This is a genomic window from Methylobacterium sp. WL7, from assembly GCF_008040085.1.
GTDB classification, from domain to species: Bacteria; Pseudomonadota; Alphaproteobacteria; order Rhizobiales; family Beijerinckiaceae; genus Methylobacterium; species Methylobacterium mesophilicum.
Genome location: NZ_VRVG01000260.1, coordinates 1 through 2,912 on the forward strand (window position 1 = coordinate 1; position 2,912 = coordinate 2,912).

Here is a 2,912-nt window from a genome sequence, read left to right on the forward strand (position 1 = left end):
GGGCAGCACCCGGGGGCGGCGGGGCTCGTCCAGGAGCGCGCGCCAGCGCCGCACGGTGCCGGTCAGGCCGCCCTCCATCCGGCCCAGGTGCCAAGCCTGCGCGTACTGGCCGATCACCAGGATGAGTTCGAGGTTCGGCAGGCCGGAAAACAGCTCGGCGCGCCAGCGCTCGGCGCATTCCCGGCGCGGCGGCCGGTCGCCGCCCTTGGGGTCGAGACCGGGGAAGCAGGAGCCCATCGGCACGATCGCCACCTGCGCAGGGTCGTAGAACCGCGCCTCGTCGAGGCCGAGCCAGCTGCGCAGCCGGACGCCCGACGGGTCGGTGAACGGCATCCCCGTGCGGTGGGCCCGGGTCCCGGGGGCCTGGCTCGCCACGCAGAGCCGGGCGCCGGTGCTGCCCTGCACGATCGGCCGCGGCTCCTGGGGGAGGGGCGGCCCGTAGAGCGGGCTGTCCCGGCACAGGCGGCAGGCGCGCAGGCGCGCGGCGGTGTCTTCGAACGGGGCGTGTGCGGGCATCGTTGCCAAGATGGCGAGCGGCCGCGCAGAAACCAAAAAAAACGGCGCGGTGTCGCGCCGCGCCGTCGTCAGTCGGGTCTCTTACTCAGGTCTCTTGCCTTGGGGGGAAGGCCCCTCCGTCCTACGCCGGGGCCGGGAGGCGCGCCGTGCGATTCGTCACGCGCCCTTCATGCCGGAGAGGTCGAGGGGCAGGGCGCGCAGGCGCTGCCCGGTGGCGGAGAACACCGCGTTGGCGATGGCCGGCGCCAGCACGGGGACGCCCGGCTCGCCGATGCCGGTGGGCGCGGCCTGGCTCGGCACGATATGCACCGCGACCTGCGGCATCTCGCTCATCCGGGTCGGCGCGTAGGCGTCGAAATTGTGCTCCTGCACCTGACCGTCCTTCAGGGTGATGCGGTTGCGCAGCACCGCCGACAGCGCGAAGCCGACCGCGCCCTCGACCTGGGCGCGGATCACGTCCGGGTTGACCGGGATTCCGACATCCACCGCGGCCACGATCCGGTTCACCCGGATCCCGGAATCCTGCGCGGTGACGTCGGCCACCATGGCGACGTAGGAACCGAAGGATTCGTGGACCGCCACCCCGAGGCCGCGGCCCTTCTCCTGCGGCTTGTCCGACCAGCCGGCCTTGTCGGCGGCGAGCTTCAGCACGGCGGAGAGCCGCGGCGCCTGCGTCAGCAGCGACAGCCGGTAGGCCACCGGATCGACATTCGCGGCGTGGGCCAATTCGTCGATCATCACCTCCATCACGTGGGCCGTGTGGGTGTGGCCGACCGAGCGCCACCACAGGACCGGCACGCCCTCGCGGCCGTTATGGACGCCGAACCGGTAGGCCGGGAGCGCGTAGGGCGTGTCGGAGGCGCCCTCGACGGTGGTCGAATCGATGCCGTTCTTGACGATCATCGCCTCGAAGGGCGAGCCGATCATGATCGACTTACCGACCATGACGTGGTCCCAGCCGACCACCGCGCCCTTGGCGTCGATGCCGGCCCGGACCTTGTGCAGCACGGTCGGGCGGTAATAGCCGCCGGCCATGTCGTCCTCGCGGGTCCAGACCAGATGGATGGGAGCCTTCTCGCCAGCGGCCTTGAGCACGGTGGCGGCTTCCGCGAGGTAGTCGGCGGTGGGCGTCGCCCGGCGCCCGAAGGAGCCCCCGGCCCAGTTGCTGTGGAGCCGGACCCGGTCGGGCGTCACCCCGAGGATCGCCGCCATGGTCGCCTGCTCCACGGTCTGGAACTGGAAGCCGGCATAGACGTCGTAGCCGCCGTCGGCCGCCCGCTCGATCGTGGCGTTGAGCGGCTCCATCGCCGCGTGGGCGAGGTACGGGAAGGTGAACTCGGCCTCGATCACCTGGGCGGCGCCCTTCAACGCGGCCTGCGGGTCGCCGCGCTCGGAGGCGGTGAGGCCGGGGCCTTTGGCCCGCTCCCGGTATTCGGCCAGGATCGCGTCGGACGAGCGGGTCTCGGCGGTGCTGTCGTCCCAGGTGACGGTGAGCGCCTCGCGGCCCTTCATGGCCGACCACGTGTCCCGGGCGATCACCGCCACGCCGGTGGGGACCTGAACCACGTCGAGCACGCCCGCGACCTTCCGGGCCGCGGCGGCGTCGAAGCTCTTCACGGTGGCGCCGAAGCGCGGGGCGCGGGCCACCACGGCGGTGACCTGGTTCGGGCGGCGGATGTCGAGGGAGTAGACCGCCGAGCCGTTGGTCTTGGCCACGGAATCGAGGCGCGGCACCGTCCGGCCGATCAGCGTCCACTCGCTCGGGTCCTTGAGCCGCGGCTCGGACGGGACCGGCAGGGAGGCGGCCGAGGCCGCGAGTTCGCCGAACCGGGCCTGCCGGCCCGAGGGCTCGTGGCGGACCACGCCCTCGGCCACCGTGATCTGCGCCACCGGGACCTTCCAGCGGAAGGCCGCCTCGGCCATCAGCATCTCCCGGGCGGCGGCCCCGGCCTTGCGCAGCTGGAACCAGGAATTGGCCACCGCGGTGGAGCCGCCGGTGCCCTGGATCGGGCCCATCAGGCTGTTGTTGTAGAGCGTGGCGTCCGCGGGCGCGAACTCGGTGCGGACCGTCTTCCAGTCGGCGCCGAGTTCGTCGGCCAGGATCGTGGCCAGCCCGGTGGTGTTGCCCTGGCCCATGTCGAGGTGCTTGATCACCACCGTGACGGTGTCGTCCGGGGCGATCCGCACGAAGGCGTTGGGCTGGGCCTTGACGCTCGCGAGGTCCGGGCCGGCGGCGGCCCGGGCGGGTTTGGCGTCCAGCCGGAAGGCGACCACGATGGCGCCGGCGCCGGCCAGGAGGCCGCGGCGGCTGGGACGGACGGGGGCTGCGTTCGGTCGACGGGCGTTCAGCATGGCGGCGATGCTCCGGTCAGGACCGCGGGGAGGGGCAGAGGGGG

General features: G+C 72.9%; 2 protein-coding genes. Both read right to left on the reverse strand.

Going from position 1 to position 2,912, the window contains the following annotated elements:
* Nucleotides 1-516, reverse strand: a 516-nt coding sequence (locus tag FV233_RS28905; protein ID WP_147899581.1) for a uracil-DNA glycosylase family protein, incomplete at its 3' end; no start/stop codon positions are given.
* A 156-nt stretch (nt 517-672) separates the two neighbouring features.
* A complete protein-coding gene (locus FV233_RS28910) occupies nt 673-2,868 on the reverse strand; it encodes a xanthine dehydrogenase family protein molybdopterin-binding subunit (protein WP_147899582.1) in 2,196 nt (731 codons plus the stop codon).
* Nucleotides 2,869-2,912 lie beyond the last annotated feature (44 nt).

What these genes read in the sequence shown, in the direction of transcription:
- FV233_RS28910 (WP_147899582.1), bottom strand. Translation starts at nt 2,868, where the DNA reads ATGCTGAACGCCCGTCGACCGAACGCAGCCCCCGTCCGTCCCAGCCGC.